This window comes from Myxococcus sp. MxC21-1 (assembly GCF_032612255.1).
In the GTDB taxonomy this organism is placed as follows: Bacteria; Myxococcota; Myxococcia; order Myxococcales; family Myxococcaceae; genus Myxococcus; species Myxococcus virescens.
In genome coordinates, this window is sequence record NZ_CP123278.1 from 5,397,855 (window position 1) to 5,418,725 (window position 20,871).

Below are 20,871 nucleotides of genomic sequence, written 5' to 3' on the forward strand. Positions count from 1 at the left end.
GCGATTCGCGGCTCAGTCCCGCAGCGGACCCTTCGGCGCCGCGTTCCGATTCAGGCTCTGGGGCAGCAGCCGCTTCTTCTCCCGCTGCTCATTCAGGACCTTGTCGAGCGCGTCACGGATGTCTTGCGGCAGAGGCTGCGCCGCCACCGCGCTGCACCGGTTCCGGGTCTCCAGCGGGTCCTCCGTGAGGTCGTAGCATTCGTACTCACGAGGGATGAACCGCGCCGTGGCGACCTCGTCCGAGTTCCCCGCCGCGCCCGCGAAGAAGCGCGGGTTGTCCGAATAGCAACTGTACTTCCAGAGCGTGTCTCCCGTGAGTTCAGGGAGGCGGGTGACCACCGTCTCGATGTGCTTGGGCTGGATGACGCCCGCGAACGCCTGGCCGGTGAGGTTGTTGGTCATCTGGAGCCCCGACTCGACGTTGTCGTCGGTCATGAAATAGATGGGCTCATGCCGCTCGGCCTCCCGGCCCAGCACCAGACCGGACAGATCCCTGCCCACCAGCGGCTGCGCCTCCGAGTGGTCCCGCGCCAGCTCTCGCCGGGCCGCATCCGCGTCGATTCCGGCGAGCCCCAGCAGCGTCGGCACCAGGTCCACATGCGACGTCACCACCTCCGTCCTCCGGGGCTCCGGAAACAGCCTTGGATTGGAGATGACGCACGGCACGTGCAGCGTCTCCTGATAGGCGTTGTACCACTTCTGCATCATGCCGCCGTGAGCCCCGAGCATCTCACCATGGTCGGACGTAAGGACGACGATGGTGTTCTCGAAGAAGGAGGTCTTCTTGAGATGTTCGTAGACCCGCTGGATGTGTTTACTCACCTCCGCCATGAGGAAGTAATAGAACTGCCGGTACGATGCGGTGTCGCGCTGCGGCAGGTACATGCGCGGATACGTGTAGACGTAGTCCTTCTGACAGCGCGGCTTGCTTTCGAGCGACTCACCTGCCGTCGGCGAAGGGGCCACGTCCGGCAGCTTCCCCGCTTGCTGAAGGTCGCTGAACTCGGTGAACCAGGGCAGGCCCGAGAAGACGATGTCGTGCGGATTGACGAAGGAACTCACGACGAGCCACGGCGCCGCGTCACCCTTCGCGGCCTGATGCTCCAGGTCACTCAGCAGCCGGCAGACCTGGTCGGCGAAGCCTGGGTCGCGAACCGAGGCATCGTTCGCTTGCGACGAGCCATGGGGCTCGGGGCCAATCCAACCTGAGAAGCCGAACTTCTCCAGACGCCCGGCCTGCTCGTACAGGGCGATTCGTTCGGGGTAGGCGTCGCCGCTCACGTCATTGCTCATGAGCGCCGTCTGCGTCCCCGGCACCAGGATGTCCTCGTCGGAGATGTGCCACTTGCCCCGGTAGTGCGTCTGATAGCCGCCCTTCCGGAAGTACTCCCCCAACGTGGGAACGGTGTTGGGCGCCAGCCAGTACATGTCCGGATCGAACGAGGACTTCCCGATGCCGGGCGTCTGACTCACGCCATGAAGCGACGGATATTGCCCCGTGTAGAGCGTGGTGCGGCTGGGCGCGCAGGCCGTGGAGGCCGTGTGGTGCCGGAGGAACTCGATGCCATGCTTGCGGAGCTCCTGGCCGACCCGGTCATTCTCGACACGAAACCGACGGGCCTCTTCGTTCTCGTACGGAGGCGGAAATCGCTCCTCGTCCGTGGTGATGATGAGGAAGTTGGGGCGCTTGCCAGCAACCGTCATGTCACGACCTCCTGATGGGGAACGCAAACTGTAACGCAGAAGGCCGTGACGCATGACGACACCCGCACGTCTTTCTACTGGAGCGCGTCCATCAGCGCCGACTGGAGCGTCTTCCGGTTCTGCGGGAAGCCCTGATTGGGATAGGGCCGAGCCCCGCTCAGGAACTGCACATACTTCTGATACATCGGGTCAGAACGCGCGGGCTCTTGCTGATAGAAAGCCTGGGTGGCCTGCAACAGATAGCGCGGCGTCGTGCCCTGCGGCGCGTCCCCGCTGAATGCGATGAGGCTGCGCACGGCCGGGTCCTTCATGAAGTCGGTGAAGGCGCGGGCGTCCTCGGCACACATCCCCGTGCACTGCGCGCTGACCACCAGCGCATCCACGAACACCGCGGGCGCGGAGCCCGTGCCCAGCGGAACGGAGATGACTTCTGGCAGTGCCATGCCCGGGTTGGCCTTCCGGACGAAGAACAGGCGCTCCGTGTAGCCCATGAAGCCGTTGGCCTGCCCCAAGGCGAACGCCTCTTCCGCCAGGGAACTATCCGCGTAGGTGCCGTCGAGGCATGGGTTGACGCCTGCCTCCAGCTCACAGCTCTTCACCACGTCCTCGAACGAATCCAGCGCCGACGCGTCCAGCGGCAGCGACAGCGCCTGGGACAAAACGCCCGTGGGATTCGTGTCGGCCCACGCGTCCAAGTAGGACGAGGGCAGCGTCCAGCTCCCGCTGTAGTTGGCCGCCAACGGGCGCATCCCCGGTGCCACATCCGTGAGGATCTGGACCAGGGAATCGCCATCCGTGGCCGACGACAGGTAGGGGCTGTTCGAGTAGACGACGTAGCTGCACAGGTAGGTCGGCACCCCGTAGCTCTGGCCAGCGATGGAGACGGCTTCTTCCGCCGCCGGATGCGCGGCCCCTGCCTCCAGGGCGACGGGCTGCACCCAGCCCTTCGACACGAGGTCACCCATGATGAGCGTGTCGATCTCCACCACCTGCGCGGCACCAGCTCCCGGACCCAGGAGCTGGTTCAGGGTGCCTCCTTCATCCAGGTCATAGAGGTCCAGCTTCGCGTCGAACACGATGTCCAGGTCGATGTCCGAATGCTCCTGCTCGAAATCCGCCTCCAGCCGCTGCTTGAGGCTGGCGAAGCCATCCCCTGCCGAGTCCGGAATGTAGGGGAAGAGGACGACCTTCAATGGCCGCGGGGCCTCGGGCTCAGGGTCCGAGCAGGCGCCCAGGGACAGGGCGAGAACGCAGGGCAAAGCTCTCCATTGCATGGCGTGGCTCCGGCGAAATGAGGGGGACCGCCCCGCACGGATGCGGGAGCGGCATTGCGCCTCAGTCTACCGTTTCCGCCCGACGAGGCTTGGGCAGCACGCCTGCGTCTGTCTTTGGAGTCGGTGGGCACCGACCGGGCCGGTCGATGCCCAGGCCTTCACCGCCCCGCAGGCGCGGCCAGGAAGCCACGCTGCACCAGCGAGGAGAGATACGTCGAAATCAACGTGGCATCCACGGACGGACACGACGTCCCTGTTCCCCCCAGCGCCTTCAGCGTGTGACCACTGTCGCAGACCACCATGCGCGGCCCACCGACGCTCCGGTCCTCGGGCGGCACCTGCTGGAGGAACAGGAGCAGGTCTCCCAGCTCACGGTCGGACGGCGCCGCGAGGCCGAGCTCCGCGAGCCACTCGTCATAGGGGAGCACGCGCAGCCCATAGCCAAAGGCTCGCATGTGGCTCCACATCTCGTCCGCTCGCACGAACTGCGGGTTGACCAGGTGGAATGTCTGACCAGTGGACTCGGGACGCAGGGACAGGTCCACGATGGCGCTGCTCACGTAGTCCACCGGCGTCACGTCCAGCAGCGCGTCCACGCTGGGCGCACTCCCCAGTTGGACGCAGCCCTTGAGGGTCCTGCACACCAGGTCATCCGTGTTCCACGCCCCCGTCTGGCTGTGGCCCGTCACCCGCCCCGGCCGGTGAATCGTCACGGGGAGCCCTCGCCGCGAGGCCTCACGCACGAGCTTCTCCGCCACCCACTTGCTCTGGGCATAACCGCCCACCAGGCTCGCAGCCGCTTCCAACGGCTCATCCTCGCGGAAGGGAAGCTGGCGCCCCACGGGCAGCACCGACACCGTGGAGACATAGTGCAGCGGCTTGATGCGCGTGCGCATGCACAGGCGAAGAATCTCCCGCGTTCCGAGCACGTTCGCGGCGCGCATCGACTCATAGGGATAGATGAAATTGACGAGCGCACCGTTGTGGTAGACGGCGTCCACCTCCTCCGACAGCCGCTGGAACTCCGCTTCCGACAGGCCCAGCAGGGGCTGGCCGATGTCCCCTCGGACAGGGACGATTCGCGACGCCAGGTCGTCGCGCCACAGCGAGTAGCTCTCCAGGTTCTTGCGAATCCGCTGCATCCCCTCCTGCTCCGACTTGGAGCGGACCAGGCAATGGATGCGCGCCTGCGTCTTCCGGCAGAGCTCCTCGAGCAGGAACGCGCCGAGAAAGCCCGTGGCGCCCGTCAGCAGCACGGCGCGCGCGGGCCCGGAGGTGGGCGGAAGCGCCGTTCCCGGCAGCAGCCCGGCATCCAGCACGGCGTCCGCCTCAAGCTCCGCCACCACGTCGTGGACCGGCAGCGAGCCCGTCTTCGCGGCCTCGATGGTGCGCGCCATCTCTTCCAGCGTCGGCGACTGCAACAGGGCCCTCAGCGGGATGTCCGCGCCCGACGCGGCCCGCGCGAGGACGAGCACCCGGTAGAGCAGCAGCGAGTGGCCTCCGAGCTCGAAGAAGTGGTCGTGCACGCCCACCTGTTCCACCCCGAGCACCTGACGCCAGATGTCCGCCAGCGTGGCTTCCCCAGGCGTTCTCGGCGCGACGTGGGCCTTCGCCGTCCCGGAGCCCACACGCTCCGGCGCGGGGAGCGCGGCGCGGTCCACCTTCCCGTTCGGCGTGAGCGGCAAGGCCTCCAGGCTCACGAACACGAAGGGCACCATGTACTCGGGCAGCCGGGACTTGAGGTGGTCGCGCAGCTCACCCGGCTCGGGGGCCTTCCCGTCGCGGCCCACCACATACGCCACCAACTGCTTGTCCGCGCCCGGGCCTTCTCGCACGACGACGACCGCATCGCGGATGCCTGGGTGCTCCTGCAGCGCCGCGCCAATCTCACCCAGCTCGATGCGGAAGCCGCGGAGCTTCACCTGGTGGTCCATCCGGCCCAGGTATTCGAGTTGCCCGTCCGGCAGCCACCGCGCCAGGTCCCCTGTCCGGTACAGGTGCGCGCCCGCGTCTCCGGCGAAGGGAGACGTGACGAACCGCTCCGCCGTCAGCTCCGTCCGGCCCAGGTAGCCCCGCGCGACACCATGCCCGCCGATGTAGACCTCGCCTGGCACTCCCACGGGCATGGGCTCCCGGTTCGCATCCAGCACGTAGACCTGGGTGTTTCCAACGGGCCGGCCGATGGTCGGCGTCTCGCCCCGGTTCACACGGGTGAACGTGGAATAGGTCGTCGTCTCGCTCGGACCGTAGAGGTTGAAGACATCTCTCACGTGGCCCAGGGCGTAGATGGAGTCGACCAGTGCTCCCGCCAGCGCCTCGCCCGCCAGATTGACGATGGTGACCGACGCCGGCACCCCGCCCCCTCGCAGCAGCGCGCCCATCGCCGAGGGCACGGTGTTGACGAGCGTCACCTCCTTCGCCGCGGGCAGCTCGGGCAGCTCCAGCGCGTTCTTCGCGACGATGACCTTCGCCCCACAGCACAGGGGCGTGAAGATTTCGAAGACGGACAGGTCGAAGCAGATGGACGTCGACGCCAGCGTCCCCGCCAACGACTCCGGCGAGAAGACACTCTGGGCCCACTGCAAGAAGGCCACGGCGTTCCGGTGGTCAATCATCACGCCCTTGGGCTTGCCGGTGGAGCCCGAGGTGTAGATGAGATACGCGAGCGAATCGGGCGTCGTGACACGCCCGGGGTTCATCTCCGGCTCGGCGCCGAGGGCGGCGGCATCCGCGTCCAGGCACACCACGCGTGCCTCGGTGGCGGGAAGCTCCGGGAGCAGCCGCTGCTGCGTGAGCAACACGGGCACCTGCGCGTCCTCGAGAATGAGCGCCAGCCGCTCCTTCGGGTAGGCGGGGTCCAGTGGCACGTAGGCGCCGCCCGCCTTGAGGATGGCCAGCAGGCCGATGACGAGGTCCTCCGTCCGCTCGACGCAGAGGCCCACGCGCGCCTCGGGCCGCACGCCCAGCCGCCGCAGGTGATGGGCCAGTTGGTTCGCCCGGCGGTTGAGCTCGGCGTAGGTCAGCGTCCGCGTTCCGCTCACCACGGCCACGGCGTTCGGCGTCCGCTCCACCTGGGCCTGGATGAGCTCGTGAATGCACAGCGCCGGGACGCCGAGCACCGGGCCATTCCAGGCCGTGAGCAGCCGCGTCCGCTCTTCCGCCGACAGCACGGGCAGCTTTGACAGTGGCGTCTCTGGTTTCGCGACGACGGCCTCCAACAACACCTGGAGGTGGCCCACCATCCGCTCCGCCGTCGAGGCGTCGAAGAGCTCGCGCGAGTATTCGAGCATGCCAGCCAGGCCCTGTTCGCCGGAGGCCAGGATGAGGGACAGCTCGAACTTGGCGACGCCTTCCACGCTGCCGTCGGGGGCACCTCCCAGGAATGACCAGCGCGTCCCGGGCAGGTCCAGCGTAGGCGCGGGGATGTTCTCCAGCGTGAAGCAGGCACGCACCAGCGGGTTGAGCCCGCCCTCACGCGATGCGCCGACCGCCTTCACCACTTCGCTGAAGGGCAGCGCCTGGTGGTCCTGGGCGTCGAGCACCGTCTTGCGCGCCCGGGCCAGCCACTGCGAAAAGGTCGGGTCCCCGGACACGTCACTCCGGAGCACGAGCGTGTTGGCGATGAAGCCGATGAGGTCCGGCGGCACGCTCCCCCGGTTCGCGGTCACCGTCCCCACGCCGAAGTCGAGCTGCCCCGAGTAGCGGTGCAGGAGCGCGGCGAACGCGGCGTAGAGCACCATGAAGAGACTGCACCCTTCACGTTGGCCGAGCTCGCGCAGCGCCTCGCTCAACCCGGGCGAGAAGGCCACGGGCACGGTCGCACCCCGGTGGCTGGTGGCGCTGGAGACTCCACGGTCCACGGGGAGCTGAAGCGGCGGCAGTCCCTGGAGCTTCTCCTTCCAGAAGGCCCGCTCCCGGCCACCAGCGGCCCCCGCCAGCCATGCCTGCTCACGCAGGGCCGACTCGGCGAACTGCATGGACACGGGTGGCAAGGCCGCGGCCTGTCCCCGTACGAAAGACGCGTAGAGCGCCGACAACTCCCGGACGAAGACGCCGAGCGACCAACCATCCGTGATGATGTGGTGCTTCGTCACGAAGAGCGCGGAGTCGTCGGCGTCCAGGGACACCAGCGTCACCCGGAACAGGGGGCCCTGGGCCAGGTCGAAAGGCTGCTGGGCCAGGGCCTCCGAGCGCCGTTGGACCTCCTCGTCGCGCTGCGCCTCCGACAGCCCCCGCACCTCCACGACGCTCAGCGTCGCGCCCACGTCGGGCGACGCGATGACCTGCCTTGGACTTCCGTCCACCTCCGGGAAGGACGTCCGGAGGACCTCGTGCCGACGGACCAGCTCGTCCAGACTCCGGCGCAGCGCCACCGTGTCCAGCGCGCCACGTACCCGCAGCCCCAGGTGGACGTTGTACTGCGCGGTGCCCGGTGACAGCCGGTCCAGGAACCAGAGCCGCTCCTGCCCGCTGGACAGCGGGATGACCTGGGGCCTCGTGATGGGCTGCTCAGGGCCACTGCCCACCTCGTCGCGCGCGGTGTGCTTGCGCAGGAACGCGAGGATGTCGGCCTTGTTCGCCGCCAGCTCGGTCCGCAGCTCCGGCGTGAGGACGGCCTTGCCCGCCTCCACCACCAGCTTGTCACCGTCGACGCGCAGGCGAACGCCCCTGGCCGCGAGGGTGCCCAACAGCTCCCGTACACTCATAGGACGAAGACCTCGTTGTCGTTGGTTGCGGCCGCCTCTGCCTGGATTGCGAGCGTCTCTACCAGGGCGCGATCCATGACTTCACTCTGGAGATGCGCACAGAGCGCATCCAGCGTCGGGTGCTTCCAGATCAGTGACGCCGGGAGCGACAGCCCCAGTCCCGACGCCAACCGGTTGCGCAGCTCAAGCCCCATCAGCGAGTCGAGTCCGAACCCTTGGAGCGGCGCTTCGGCGTCGATGCGCGCGGAGTCGAGCCGGAGCACCCGGCCCAGCTGCTCGCGAACGAACTTCTCCAGCGCCACCCGCGCGTCCCGAGGTGTCGCCGTCCGCAGGGCTTCAAGCAGCGCCACATCCCGGGCGGCCTGCACGCCCTCCCCCGCGCTGGCCGGGACGAGCTCCGACAGCCATTGCGAGGACTTCGCTCGCGGATAGAACTCCACCCACTTGCGGAGGTCGAGCGGCATGACCGCCATCTGCGTCACGTCGCCATCCAACAGCCGGCCCAGGATGGCGTTGCCTTCCGCGGGCGTCAGACTGTCGGAGCCCCGCTGAGCCAGGCGCTCTCCCCGGTTGGACTGCGCGGCGGCCAGACCGACATCGGAGAAGGGTCCCCAGTTGATGCTCAAGCCCGGCAGCCCCACCACCCGGCGGTGGTGGGCCAGCGCGTCGAGGAAGGCATTGGCCGCCACGTAGTTTCCCTGACCGGGTGCGCCGAACAGGGAGGCCGCCGACGAGTACAGCACGAAGAAGTCGAGCGGCAGGTCGCGCGTCAGGACATGCAGGTTCCAGCCCCCGAGGACCTTGGGCGCCATCACCCGGCGGAAGCGCTCCACCGTCTGCTGCAACAGGACGCCGTCATCCAGCACACCCGCCGCGTGGATGACGCCTCGCAGCGGTGCTCCACCCTCGGCGATCTCCGCGAGGACCCGGGCCAACCGAGCCCGGTCGGACACATCCGCCGCCATCACCCGCACGCGCGCCCCCGCCGCTTCGAGCGTGGCCACGTCCGCCTGTTGCGCTGGCGTCAACGAGGCGTCACGCCCAAGGAGGACGAGGTGCCGTGCGCCCTGCTCCACCATCCACTTCGCCACCGCGAAGCCCAGTCCTCCCAGGCCGCCCGTCACCAGGTACGTCCCATCCACGCGGAGTCGCCGAGCCCCCGTGGCGGGCACCACCACGCGTGCCCCGGGATGTTTCAGGGTGAGCGTGCTCACCTCCTTCACGATGGAGGGCAGGCCCCCGGCCTCGGAGGCGTCCTTCACCTCGCGCCACAGCCGGGCGAACCGGTCGGGCTTTCGGCGCGCGAAGGTGTGCACGTCGACCACGCACCACGCGACGTTCGCATCCCCGGCCGAAGGTGCTTCGGACGTCCCTCTCAGGTCGATGACGCGAGCCCCCTCCGCCAGCACGGCAAGGCTCGGCTCAAGGCCGACAGCGCCCGGCGCGATGACGGCCGGTCCAGCCCTCGGCCTCCCGTCGCATCCAGCAGCCCCGTGGCGAATGAGGCGTCCGTGGGGTCCACGACGTGGGCGGCGCCGAGCTCCCGCAAGGAGGCCCGCTGCTCATCCGTCGTGGCTTCGGCGAAGACCTCCGCCCCCATGCGCCGTGCCAGCTGGATGGCCGTTCGCCCGAGCCCGCTCGAAGCCCCCAGGACCCATACGCGGTCTCGCTTCTCCAAGCGTCCCAGGTGGAACAGGCCATACCAGACAGGCAGCACAGTCGCTGCCAGCGCCGCGGCCTCTTCATGCGACGACGAGGGCGGGCGCGGCGCGGTGTGCCCAACGGGCACGCACAGATGTGACCCGAGGCCCGACGTCACGAACGCGATGCGCTCCTCGCCCACGGTGACGTCCTTCACCCCCTCTCCCACCGCCACGATGCGCCCACTGCATGCGGTGGCACCCGCTTCGTCCCAGCGCTCCGGGCTCGACGCCCCGCCGAGCCCCGGACGCGCCGCCACTTCGACTTCGATTTCGACCTCTCCAGGCCCCGGCGGACGGCGGGCCGCGGACCGGTACTCCTGGCGCCCCTGAGCATCACGCTCGACTCGGAAGGACTGGCCCTCGGCGGGGACGATGGCCTCATGGGAAGCCCTGCCGGGTGTGCCACGAACGATGCGGCCGACATGTCGCCCATCAGGCCGGAGGGAGATTTCCTCCTCCGCGTCCGCCACGAGCAGTTCGCGCACCAGCGCGCCGGTGGCGTCCTCGGTGCGCATGACCGCGGACACGTCCACCCGTGTGCACTTCAGCTCGGCGTGCTCCTGCGCGAGCGTGCGCCCCAGGCCCCACAACGGTGCCTGCACGACGTCCGAAGCGGAGCGGCTGTCCGAACCATGGTGGACCCCCTTCGTGACCATCCACAGACGTGGCGGACTCGACAGGCCCATCCGGGAGAGCCCCTGCACGAGGTGCAGCACGCCGCCGCAGCCCATCAACGGGTCCACGTCGCCCGAATCCAGGCCCGTCAGGTGAATCACGCCGCGCGCAGCGGCCCCCTTGCCGAACGTCTCCGCCAGCACCTCATCGAAGGCCATCGGCGACGACACGTCCACGGTGCGGCGGCCCGGCTTGGAGCCACCCAGGTCGATACGGGTGACTTCGCCCTGGCGCGCGCGGAGCTGTGACTCCACCGTGTCCGCCAGCTCGTTGCCATCCGTGATGAGCAACCAACGTCCGCCCGCCTCGGTGCCCTGTGCGGGGAGCTGCTCGACGGAGGGGACATGGCGCCACGCCTGGGCGAAATAAAGGTCCCTGCCCTCCGCATCCGCCACGGGAGCATCCAATTGCTGAACCCGCAGCCCCAGCGCCTCCAGCAACAGCGTGCCGGACGCATCGCGCAGCACGAGGTCGAACTCGTAGACGCCCCGGCGTGTGCCCTCGGGTGTCCGCATCCGGACGTGGCAGAAGCCCTCCGCTGGGGGCGGTGCGTGAAGCCGCAGGTTCTCGAGTGCCACCGGGACGGCGGGCCCCGCGTCCTGCGGCACGTCCTCCGGAGGCACCGCGGCGGACACCAACTGGAAGCAGGCGTCGAGCAACGCGGGATGGATTCGATACGCCGAGGCCCGCGCGACCAATGACTCCGGGAGGCGGAGGTGGCCGAGCGCCTCCCCTCGCCCTCGCCAGACCTGCTGCACGCCCTGGAACGCGGGCCCGTAGGCTACGCCGTTGCGTGCCAGCGTCTCGTAATGCGCTGCCTGGGTCACGACGTCGGGGCAGCGCTCGCGGATGGCCTCCAACGATTCGGACGCAAGCCCCGCCTGCCCTGCATCCAAGACGCGGAGCCTGCCCACGACGTGCGTCATCCACCCCGCCGCTTCCGCCGTCTGGCTCGAAAGCTGAAACGTGAGGGTGCGGCCCTGCTCGCCGTGCAGCGCCAGTTGGACGGTGCGCTCCTGGCCCTCGGGCAGGAGCAGCCCCTCCTTGAAGGAGGTGTCGACCAGCTCGTGCGCGGTGCCTCCTGACATCGCATGCGCCGCGGACAGCGCCATCTCCAGATAGGCCGCGCCCGGCACCACCACCGAGCCCGCCACGCGATGGTCCGCGAGGAACGGGGGCTCGCTCGCGCTCAGTGTGGATTCCCAGAAGCGGGTCTCCTGCTGCACGGAGGTCGTGAATGAAGTGCCCAGGAGCGGATGGCCCCCCGAGCGCACGAAGCGGCCTCGCGCTGCACGCTTGGGCCTCAGCTCCAGCCAGTGCCGTTCCCGCTGCCAGGGATACGCCGGCAGCGCGACTCGCCGCCGCTTGTCCGGATGCAGCCGAAGCCAGTCCACCCGGTCCACTCGGGTGGCCAGCGCGCCCAGGGATGCGAGCAGTGACGGCCACTCCTCCTGTTCCCGGAGGAGGCTCGGGACGACCAGGCCTCGGCCGGAGGCGTCGCCTTCCCGCAGCATCGCGTCCACGAAGGGCACCAGGATGGGATGCGGGCTCAGCTCGATGAACAGGACGTTCCCGTCCTGGATGAGACGCTGCACCGCGTCCGCGAACAGCACGGGCTGCCGCAGGTTGCGCACCCAATACGCGGCGCTCAGCTCCCGGCCATCAATGGGGGCGCCCGTCACCGTCGAGTAGAGCGGCACCGTGCTCCCCGTCGGACGGATGCCAGCCATCCGCTCCAGCAAGTCCTGCCGGAGCGGGTCCATCTGTGGGCTGTGGGACGCCACGTCCACCTTCACCCAACGGCAGAAGACCTCGCGCTTCTCCAGGCGCTCCAACACCTCCTTCAGCGCCGCCGGGTCTCCCGAGAGCACCGTGGCTTTCGGGCCGTTGCTGACGGCGATGGCAATCCGGTCCTCCGCGCCCCGAATCTCCGCCTCGGCCTGTTCGCGTGAGAGGTCCACCACCGCCATGGCACCCTGGCCGCTGACCCGCCGGAGCAGCTTGCTGCGCTCGCAGATGATGCGCGCGGCGTCGTCCAGCGACAGCGCCCCCGCGACGTGGGCCGCGGCGACCTCGCCCATGCTGTGCCCCACCACCGCGTGCGGCTCCAGGCCCAGTGAACGCCACACCGCCGCGAGCGACACCTGCAAGGAGAACAGCGTCGGTTGGATGACGTCGATGTCATTCCAGCGCGACTGCTGACCGGGGTTCGTCAACAGCTCGCGCAGCGGCCAGTCCGTGTAGCGGCCCAGTGCATCGTGGCACCGGTCGATGGCCTCACGGAAGGTCGTGTCCTGGGCGTACAGCTGCCGTCCCATGCCGAGCCACTGCGAGCCCTGGCCGGGGAAAACGAAGACCACCTTCTGGCTGTTGCTCCGGCGCCCCACGGACAGACCGGGGTGGCTCTCTCCGGCGGCGAACGCGTCGAGCTGCGCGACCAGCTCCTGGTGGGACTTCGCAGCGAGCGCGAGCCGGTGGTCATGGTGCGTGCGGCACAGGGCCGCCGTGTAGCTGAGGTCCGCGAGCGTTCCCACGTCCTCGCGCTTCAGGAACGTGCTCCACGTCCGGGCCAGGTCGGCCAGCGCTGGCGCCGTCTTGGCGGACAGGACGACGAGCTGCGCGGTATCGACCTCGGAAGCGGCGGGCGTGGCCGCGGGCGCGGGGCTTCCTCCAGCACCACGTGCGCGTTGATGCCACTCAGTCCGAAGGAGCTCACCCCCGCGATGCGCCGCCCCTCGTGGGCCGGCCAGGGGATTCGCTCGACGGGGACACGCGCGGGGATGCGGTCCCATTCCACGTGGGGATTGGGCGTGTGGAAGTGCAGGTGCGGCGGTATCTCCCGGTGCTGGAGCGACAGAATCGTCTTGATGACGCCGGCGATTCCGGCCGCCGGCTCCAGGTGGCCGATGTTCGTCTTCACCGAGCCGATGAAGAAGGGCCGGTCCTCCGGACGTCCCTTGCCCAGCACCGCCCCCAGCGCCCGGAGTTCTATGGGGTCGCCCAGCGGCGTGCCCGTGCCGTGGGCTTCGATGTAGCCCACGAGGGCCGGCGGCACGCGCGCGTTCTCCAGCGCCTTCGACACGACGGCTTGCTGCGACGGCCCGTTCGGCACCGTCAGTCCGCCGCTGGCCCCGTCATGATTGACGGCGGAGCCACGAATCAACGCGAGGATGTCGTCGCCATCTCGCTGTGCATCCGACAGGCGCTTGAGCACGAGGATGCCGCAGCCCTCTCCGCGCACGTACCCGTCGGCCGCCGCATCGAAGGTCTTGCAGCGGCCGTCGCTCGCGAGCGCCTGCATGCTGCAAAGGCAAATCGTCGTCTCAGGGGACAGGATGAGATTGACGCCGCCCGCGAGCGCGAGGTTGGACTCGCCGCGCCGGAGGCTCTCGCAGGCCAGGTGGAGCGACACCAGTGACGACGAGCACGCCGTGTCGACCGGCATGCACGGCCCCTGCAGGCCCAGCACGTAGGAGATTCGCCCCGGGACGAAGCTGTAGCCGTTGCCCGTCGCCATGTACCCGTCGAAGCGGGTCGCGTCGTCCTCCTTGAGCAGGCGCGCCATGTAGTCGCTGGACATCACGCCCATGAAGACGCCCGTCCTGCTGCCCATGAGCTGACCCGGCGCCACGCCCGCGTTCTCCAGGGCCTCCCACGCCACCTCCAGGGCGATGCGCTGCTGCGGGTCCAGGCTCGCCGCTTCGCGCGGCGCGATGCCGAAGAACTCAGCGTCGAAGTGCTCCACGTCATCGAGGAAGCCACCGCGGGTGCCGTACATCTTCCCCGGCATCCCGCGCGTCGCGTCGAAGTAGCCCTGCACGTCCCAGCGGGACTCGGGCACCTCGCGCAGCGCATCCACGCCGTCTCGAAGGATCCGCCAGTACGACGGTCCATCGACGGCGCCACCGGGGAAACGGCAACCCATGCCGATGACGGCGATGGGCTCGGTCCGGGCGCGTTCCACCGCATCGAGGCGGGCTTGCATCTTCTCCACGAGCAACGCGGCGCGCTGCAACGCGGAGGGCTCAGCTGACTTTGGCGAGTTGCTCATGTTCCTTCTTCCATCAGTGCGGCGAGCTTCGCTTCGAGCGAGGCGGCAAGCTCATCCGGCGACAGCTCCATGATTCGATCGAGAAGCGCCGTGTCCTGAGCCGCTCCCTGTCCTTCCTCGGCCGGCTGCGCCTCCTGGCCGAAGACTTCGCCCAGCAGGTAGGCCGCGATGGCCTCCGCCGTCGGGTAGTCGAAGACGAGCGTCGAAGGCAGCGACGCACCGACCGTCTTCTGCAGCCGGTTGCGCAGCTCCAGCGCCATCAACGAATCCATGCCCACTTCGAACAACCGCTGCCGTGGCTCCAGCGGCGTGGATGCATCCAGGCCGAGCACCCTCACCGCCGCATCCAGGACGTGCTCCAGCAGCAGCGCCATGCGCTGTCGGGGTTCCGCGGTGTCGAGCCGGCGCCGCAACTCCGAGGCCGACGGGCCGTCCGCCTCGGACTCGGCACGCACCTGCCCTGCCACGTCGGCGAGCAGCGTGGGCGCCGCCCCCGGGGAACTGCGCCGGTAGCGCGACCACTGCACCTGCAACAGGGTGAGTTGCGGCTGCGCACGGCTGAAGGCCTTGCCGAAGGCCTCCAGCGCCTCGGCAGGGGTGAAGGCCTCCACACCTTGCGCCTGGTAGCGGGACGCGAGCTCCGCGGCCATGCCCACCTCGGCCCAGGGTCCCCAGTTGATGCTCAGCGCCGGAAGTCCCAGGGCACGCCGGTGATGAGCCAGCGCGTCCAGGAAGGCATTGGCCGCTGCGTAGCTTCCCTGCCCCGGCGCGCCCAGCAGGGACGACGCCGACGAGTACAGGACGAAGAAGTCGAGCGGCTTGCCCTGCGTCAGCGTGTGCAGATGCCACGCGCCGTCCACCTTGGGCGCGAGCACCCGGGTGAACCGCTTCCAGTCCTGTTGCAGGAGGACGCCGTCATCCAGCACGCCCGCCGCGTGGACCACGCCGCGCAGAGGCGCCAACTTCTCCGCTTCATCCAGGGTGCGACGGACGTCCTCCTGCTTCGACACGTCCGCCTGGAGCACGAGCACCCTCGCGCCCGCCGTCTCCAGCGCGCGGATGGCCTCTTGCGCTTCCGGCCTGGGTCCGCCACGCCCGATGAGCACCAGGTTCCTGGCGCCCTGCTCCACCATCCACCCGGCCAGCGCGAGGCCCAGGCCGCCAAGCCCGCCCGTGAGCAGGTAGCTCGCCTCGGGGCTCAGGCGCGGCAACTCCGTCCGCGCCACGTCCCGCGAGGCGCGAAGGCGGGCCACGTGCCGCTGCCCTTCGCGAATCACCACCTGCCGCTCACCGTCGGTGGCGCCCAGCTCGCGCCAGATGGCGGCGGCCGCGTCACCCAGTCCAGAGGGCTCCAGGTCGATGAGCGCGCCAGCCAGCTCGGGGTGCTCCTGCGAGAAGACGGCGCCCAGGCCCCAGAGAGGGACCTGCTCCATCGCCAGCGGCGTGGGGCGCGTGTCGAGCGCGCGAGCGCCCCGCGTCACCCACCAGATGCGCGCGGTGAAGGCGGAGTTCGCCAGGGCCTGGGCCAGGGACAGCGCGCTGCCCGCCCCCAGTTGGTGCGCCTCTCGCAGGGCATCCACATCCTCGCCACCGGGCCCACGCAGCGCCCAGAGGTGGACGATGCCGCCCAGGGACTCGCCGGGAAGCACCGCCTCCTGGAGCAGCCGCGCGTAGTCCTCGGGGCGCTGGGCATCCAGCGTGAAGCGCCCTTCACCATGACGGACGAACGCCGCTCCCGGTTGGACCAGCACCGGGCGGCCGCCTTGCTTCAGGATGCGCTCCGCGAGCGCCTCCGCGGTGCCCGAGGTGTCGGCGAGCACAATCCAGCAGCCGGCTTCGGGCGAAGCCTCGGGCACGGGCTGCGGCTTCCAGCCCAGCTCGTAGAGCGAGTCCCGCTGGCCGTGGCGCAGCACCGCCATCAGCGCCTCTCGCGGCGCTCGCTTGTGCTTCAGCCCCTCAATCTCGATGAGCACCTGACCATCCGCGTCGACCACCAGGACGTCGCCGGTGATGACCTCGCCCACCGCCTCCTCCGCGTCCCGTCGCACGGCGTAGGCCCAGACGGAGCCGGTCGGCTGCGCGTGGAAGCGGAAGCGCTCCACGGAGATGGGGACGTAGACGGTGCTCAGCATCGCGTCCTCACGGATGAGGTCCGTTCCCATCGCCTGCAGGAACGAGTCGACCAGCCCTGGGTGGACGTACAGGCTCCGGTCATCCAGGTCCGTGGGCAGGCGCATCTGACACAGCGCCTCGCGGCCCCCACTGTGGATGCGCTCAATCCAGCGGAACGCGTGCCCCAGGTTGAAGCCGATGTCCCAGTTGCGCTCGTAGAGCCCTCCGTCGAGCTGACGCGCGCAGCGGGCCTCGATGTCCTTCCGCGAGAGGGGCGCGGGACGGGCGGGGCCGTCTCCCACCACCAGCGTTCCCGTGCCATTCAGCAGCCATCCCTCGGTCTCCTCTTCGGCAGTGGCGGAGAGGCTGTAGAGCTCGAAGTCGTACCGGCCCTGTCCCTTGGGCGCGAGCACGAGCTGGACGAGCTGCTCCTCGTCGTCCGCGAGCACGATGGGCTGCGAGAAGACGCACTTCTCGATGGTGTACGGCCCCGCTCCGAACGACTGCGCCGCCGTCGCGATGATGCGCGCGATGTGGCACGAGCCGGGCACGACGATGGTGCCGTAGAGCCGGTGGTCCTCCAGGAACGGCAGCGACTGCGCGCTGTAGCGTCCCTCGAAGACCAGCGACTTGTTCAATGGCGAGCGCACCCGCTGACCGACGAGCGCCTGCGCGGTGGTGAGCGTGGAGACCGTGCGGGGCGTCTTGGGAGCATCCAGCCAGTGTCGCTGGTGCTGCCACGGGTAGACGGGCAGCGCGACACGGGCGCGGCGGCGCTCGCCATTCAGCGCGCTCCAATCCACCTCCACGCCCTGGGTGTAGAGCGCGGCCAGGCTGGAGAGAATCTGCGCCTGCTCGGGCTGTCCCTTGCGCAGCGACGGCAGCCGGTGCCCGCGTCATCCCCAAGGCCCTTGAGCGCCATGCCCATGAGCGTCGGATGCGGGCCGACCTCGACGAAGACGGTTCCCCCCAATGCCCGCAGCGCCTTGAGTCCGTCGTGGAAACGCACGGCCTCTCGGACGTGGCGGCGGAAGTACCCGGCGTCGAGCACCGTGCCCTCCTCGAGCACCTGCCCCGTGACGTTGGACGCCAGGTGGATGCGCGGCGCCCGGAAAGTGAGGTGTCCCGCCGCCATCTCGAACGCATCCAGCATCGGCTCCATCAGCGGCGAGTGGAACGCGTGGGACACGGTGAGCCGCCGGACCTTGAGGCCCTGCGCCTGGAACGCGGAGGAGAGGGCCTCCACTGCCTCACGCTCGCCCGCGATGACCGTGTCCGCGGGCCCGTTGACCGCGGCGATCGACACCCGGTCCGCGTACGGAGTCAGCGCTTGCTCGACGACCGCCTCGCTCGCCGTGATGGACACCATCTCCCCATTGCGAGGCAGCTCTTGCATGAGCCGCGCGCGCCTGGTGATGAGCCGGAGCGAGTCCTCGAGTTCCAGTACCCCCGCGACACACGCGGCCACGTACTCACCCACGCTGTGCCCCAGCACCGCCCAGGGCTCGACACCCCAGGAGCGCCACAGCTCCGCCAGGGCGTACTCCAGCGCGAAGAGCGCCGGCTGCGTGTACCCGGTGTCGTCGATGCGCGCGTCCGCCCCGTGCATCACGGAGAGGAGCGAGTCGCTCCACTCCCCCTCGAGCAGGGCATTGCACCGGTCCAGGGCCGCGCGGAAGACAGGCTCCGTTTCGTACAACTCACGGCCCATGCCCGCGTACTGCGCGCCCTGTCCCGTGAAGACGAAGACGACCTTGGGCGCCTCGCCCTCGAAGCGGTGCTGGGCCAGCCGGGGGACTTCCTCCCCTCGGGCGAAAGCCTGCAGCCGCTCCCGGGCCTGCTCCGCCGTCTCCACCACGAGCGCCATGCGGTGAGAGAACGACGTGCGCTGGGTGTTCGCCGCGTGGGCGACATCCGCGAGCGACAGCTCCGGCCGCTGAGCGATGTGCTCCCCGACTCGGACCGCGAGCTGCGCGAGCGCCCCTTCGTCTTCGCCGACAGCGCGAGCACCTGCGCGCCGCGCTCGGCCTGCGCCTTGACGGGCTCTGGCCGAGGCGCCTCCTCCACGAGGATGTGCGCGTTGGTGCCGCTCAAGCCGAAGGCGCTGATGCCGGCGATTCGTGGGCGCGCCCGCTCCGGCCAGGCGGTGACTTGCGTCGGGATGTCCAGCGGGAAGCCATTCAGCTCAATGTGCGAGTTGAGCTTCTTGAGGTGCAGGTGCGGCGGAATCACGCCGTGCCGGTGCGCCAGGACGACCTTGATGAGCCCGGCGATACCCGCCGCGGCCTCCAGGTGGCCAATGCTGGTCTTCACCGAGCCCATCAACAGCCGCTGCTCGGGCGTGCGTCCCTCGCCGAGCACGTTGGCCACGGCGCGGACCTCGATGGGGTCACCGAGCGACGTGCCCGTGCCGTGCGCTTCGATGTAATCCACGTCCGAGGGCGCGACGTTCGCGTTGGCCAGGGCGGCGCGGAGGACCTGCTGCTGGGCATCCCCGTTCGGCACGGTGAGCGCGCTGCTCGGACCATCGTGGTTGACGGCCGAGCCACGGATGACGGCGAGGATGTCATCGCCATCCCGCTTCGCGTCCGACAGGCGCTTGAGGACGACCATGCCGCAGCCTTCGCTGCGCACGTAGCCGTCGGCGGATTCGTCGAACGTCTTGCACCGGCCGTCCGCAGACAGGGCCCGGAGTTGCGCCAGGTAGATGGTGGAGTGCGGCGCGAGCGTCATGTTGACGCCACCCGCCAGCGCCAGGTTGGCCTCGCCACCACGCAGGGCCTGGCAGGCGAGGTGCACGGCCACCAGTGACGACGAGCACGCCGTGTTGAGGCTCATCGCCGGCCCCTGGAAGCGGAGCAGGTAGGCCAGCCGGCCCGCGGCGAAGCTCGCGTCGTTGCCGGTGGCGATATAGGCGTGACCCGCCGCCGACGCGCTCCCCACGCCGTTGAGCATCGCGTACTCGTTGCTGCCGATGCCGACGAACACCCCCGTCTTGGTGTTGGCCAGCCGCGCGGGCGCGAGTCCCGCGTGTTCCAACGACTCCCAGGCGACCTCCAGCAGCAGACGCTGCTGTGGGTCCATGTTCGAGGCCTCGCGAGGCGCAATCCCGAAGAACTGGGCGTCGAACTGGTCGGCGTCGTCCAGGAAGCCGCCCCAGCGCGTGTACGTCTTGCCAGGAACGCCCGGCCGCGCGTCGTAGTAGTCGTCTACCTTCCAGCGCGAGGCGGGGACCTCGCGGATGGCATCCACGCCGCCCTCCAGCAGCTTCCAGAAGGCGTCCGGGCCGGAGGCCTGTGGGACGCGGCAACCCATGCCGATGATGGCAATGGGCTCCGTCGCGTTGCTGACGACGCGGCTTGTCTCCTCCTTCGCCTCCACCTCCAGCCGGAGCACGTCCTTCAGCAGATATGTGGAGAGGGCCAGGACGGTCGGACGGTCGAAGGCGATGGTGGACGGGACCTGGACACCGAAGCGCGCCACCAGCCGGCGACGCAGCTCCACGGCGGTGATGGAGTCCATGCCCGTGTCGAAGAAGCCCTGCTCCAGCTTCACCGCCGCGCTGGAGGCGAAGCCCAGCACTCGGGACACCTCCTCACGCACCCACGACGTCACCAGCTCCTTGCGCCGCGCGGGCGTGGCGTTGCGCAACTGCGCCAGCGCCTCGCTGCCGTCCACCGGTGCCACCGGCGTAGGCATGGAGGGAGCACCGAGCCCCTCGAGGAGCGGCCGGGGCGCCCGCGACTCGTACACGGACTTGAAGAGGCTCCAGTCAATCTGCGCCACGCTCCGCTGCGTCACGTCCATGGCGAGCAGCGCTCCGAGCAACTGGAGCCCGCCCTCCACGGTGACACCGCGCACGCCGATGCGCTCGAACCAGCGCAGTCCTTCCTCGGCGACCATGCCTTCGGCCGCCCACGGACCCCAGTTGATGCTCAGCGCATGCTGGCCCCGCGCGCGGCGGTGGTGCGCCAACGCGTCGAGGAACTGGTTACCCGCGGCGTAATGGGCCATCTGCGCCGAGCCCCACACGGCCGAGCCCGACGAGAAGTAGACGGTGAAGTCCAGGTCCAGCCCCTGCGTGAGCTGGTGCAACACCCAGCCACCCGCCACCTTCGGGCGCAGGATGGAGGCGAGCGCCACCTCGTCCATGGCCTCCAGCGATACCTGCGTGGAGACTCCCGCGGCGTGAATGACGCCCTTCAGCGGAGCCGGTCCCCGCTGGACGGCGTCGATGACCTCCGACATGCGCGCCGCATCCGCCACATCCGCGCTGAGGGCGTGGACGACGGCGCCCTCCGCTTCCATGGCCTCGATGGCGGAGACCTGCCGGCCCACATCACTGTCGCGGGGAATGGCGGCCCACGCGTCACGGCTCGGCAGCCCCTTCCGGCCCAGCAGCACGAGGTGCCGCGCGCCCTGGGAGACGAGCCAGCGTGCCACGTGGAGTCCCAATCCGCCCAGGCCCCCCGTGACGAGGTACGTCGCATCCGCGCGAAGCATGAGGCGGGCATCGCCAACCGCACGCGCCGAGGGAACCAGCCGCGCCACGTAACGGGAGCCATCGCGGAGCGCCGCCTGGTCCTCGCCATCCGCTCCGGACAGCTCGCGCCACAGCGCTTCCACCTCCCCTCCGGCGCGACGGG

At 69.5% G+C, this 20,871-nt stretch carries 8 protein-coding genes and 1 pseudogene; all 9 read right to left on the minus strand.

Features of this window, described 5'->3' with window-relative positions:
* Positions 1 to 12: 12 nt before the first annotated feature.
* Positions 13 to 1,704 carry a sulfatase-like hydrolase/transferase gene (locus QEG98_RS23980; protein ID WP_316562965.1) on the minus strand — a complete coding sequence of 564 codons (1,692 nt, stop codon included), beginning with the start codon at positions 1,702 to 1,704 and terminating at the stop codon, positions 13 to 15.
* Positions 1,705 to 1,778: 74 nt separating this feature from the next.
* Complete coding sequence (locus tag QEG98_RS23985; protein WP_316562966.1) at positions 1,779 to 2,978, minus strand: extracellular solute-binding protein; 1,200 nt, start codon at positions 2,976 to 2,978, stop codon at positions 1,779 to 1,781.
* 158 nt (positions 2,979 to 3,136) lie between these two features.
* Positions 3,137 to 7,684 carry a non-ribosomal peptide synthetase gene (locus tag QEG98_RS23990; protein ID WP_316562967.1) on the minus strand — a complete coding sequence of 1,516 codons (4,548 nt, stop codon included), beginning with the start codon at positions 7,682 to 7,684 and terminating at the stop codon, positions 3,137 to 3,139.
* The gene (locus QEG98_RS23995; protein WP_316562968.1) at positions 7,681 to 9,093 is read right to left on the minus strand and encodes a beta-ketoacyl reductase; all 1,413 of its coding nucleotides are present in this window, start codon (positions 9,091 to 9,093) and stop codon (positions 7,681 to 7,683) included. The genes QEG98_RS23990 and QEG98_RS23995 overlap by 4 nt, the downstream gene beginning before the upstream one ends.
* On the minus strand, positions 9,060 to 12,668 hold the full coding sequence (locus tag QEG98_RS24000; RefSeq protein ID WP_410478080.1) for an acyltransferase domain-containing protein: 3,609 nt from the start codon (positions 12,666 to 12,668) through the stop codon (positions 9,060 to 9,062). The genes QEG98_RS23995 and QEG98_RS24000 overlap by 34 nt, the downstream gene beginning before the upstream one ends.
* A complete protein-coding gene (locus QEG98_RS24005) occupies positions 12,608 to 14,113 on the minus strand; it encodes a polyketide synthase (protein WP_316562970.1) in 1,506 nt (501 codons plus the stop codon). The genes QEG98_RS24000 and QEG98_RS24005 overlap by 61 nt, the downstream gene beginning before the upstream one ends.
* Positions 14,110 to 17,034 carry a type I polyketide synthase gene (locus tag QEG98_RS24010; protein ID WP_316562971.1) on the minus strand — a complete coding sequence of 975 codons (2,925 nt, stop codon included), beginning with the start codon at positions 17,032 to 17,034 and terminating at the stop codon, positions 14,110 to 14,112. The genes QEG98_RS24005 and QEG98_RS24010 overlap by 4 nt, the downstream gene beginning before the upstream one ends.
* Positions 17,010 to 18,368, minus strand: coding sequence for an acyltransferase domain-containing protein (locus tag QEG98_RS24015; protein WP_410478081.1), 1,359 nt, complete (start codon positions 18,366 to 18,368; stop codon positions 17,010 to 17,012). Before QEG98_RS24015 ends, QEG98_RS24010 begins: the two co-directional genes overlap by 25 nt.
* A pseudogene (locus tag QEG98_RS24020) lies at positions 18,269 to 20,728 on the minus strand (beta-ketoacyl synthase N-terminal-like domain-containing protein); the annotation flags it as partial. The gene QEG98_RS24015 and the pseudogene QEG98_RS24020, both read right to left, overlap by 100 nt.
* Positions 20,729 to 20,871: the final 143 nt, after the last annotated feature.

What these genes read in the sequence shown, in the direction of transcription:
- QEG98_RS23980 (WP_316562965.1), bottom strand. Translation starts at nt 1,704, where the DNA reads ATGACGGTTGCTGGCAAGCGCCCCAACTTCCTCATCATCACCACGGAC.
- QEG98_RS23985 (WP_316562966.1), bottom strand. Translation starts at nt 2,978, where the DNA reads ATGCAATGGAGAGCTTTGCCCTGCGTTCTCGCCCTGTCCCTGGGCGCC.
- QEG98_RS23990 (WP_316562967.1), bottom strand. Translation starts at nt 7,684, where the DNA reads ATGAGTGTACGGGAGCTGTTGGGCACCCTCGCGGCCAGGGGCGTTCGC.
- QEG98_RS24005 (WP_316562970.1), bottom strand. Translation starts at nt 14,113, where the DNA reads ATGAGCAACTCGCCAAAGTCAGCTGAGCCCTCCGCGTTGCAGCGCGCC.